Genomic DNA, 601 nt, shown 5'->3' with positions numbered 1-601 from the left:
GGCTCGCGCGGCGCAGGGCGCCAGCTCAGCGCATGGACCAGGGCGAGGGACAGGCCGAGCAGCGCCACCAGGGCGAGCAGCAGGCGAAGCGGGCGGGGCAGGGACATGGCGACGCGGGCGGCTATGCTGGAAGGAGGCGAGGATACCCGACTGCGGCCCATCGGCCCAGGCGTGGCGCCGTCCTGCCGGGAGGGTGCGATGAACGAGCCGCTGATTGCCCAGCGCGGCCCCTATGCGGTCGAGGTTCAGGCCGGGCAGGATTACTTCTGGTGCCGTTGCGGGCGCAGCGCCAGCCAGCCGTTCTGCGACGGCAGCCACAAGGGCAGCGGACTGACGCCGCTGAAGTACCATTCCGAGCAGACCGACACCCTGTTTTTCTGTGGCTGCAAGCACACGGCCGCGCCGCCCTGTTGCGATGGCAGCCATAACAGGTTGTAGTGTCGGCCAGGCTTGGCTTGTGGGGGGGCAGTGCATGTATCGCAAGGTATTCGCCAACAAGGTGTTCGACCGCAAGGTGGTGCTGATCACCGGCGGTTGCGCCGGCATCGGCCGCGCCCTGGCCGTGCGCATGGCCCAGGCCGGCGCGCGCCTGGTGATTTTC

General features: G+C 69.2%; 2 protein-coding genes. Both read left to right on the top strand.

Annotation, left to right across the window (positions count from 1 at the left end; all coding sequences use genetic code 11):
* Positions 1-198: 198 nt before the first annotated feature.
* A complete protein-coding gene (locus N878_RS25115; RefSeq protein ID WP_021446226.1) occupies positions 199-438 on the top strand; it encodes a CDGSH iron-sulfur domain-containing protein in 240 nt (79 codons plus the stop codon).
* A 34-nt stretch (positions 439-472) separates the two neighbouring features.
* Positions 473-601: SDR family NAD(P)-dependent oxidoreductase (locus N878_RS28720; protein WP_156350959.1), on the top strand; the 129-nt coding region annotated here is incomplete at its 3' end.

The organism is Pseudomonas sp. EGD-AK9, assembly GCF_000465935.2.
Taxonomy (GTDB): domain Bacteria; phylum Pseudomonadota; class Gammaproteobacteria; order Pseudomonadales; family Pseudomonadaceae; genus Aquipseudomonas.
This window is presented reverse-complemented; position numbering and strand designations above follow the sequence as displayed.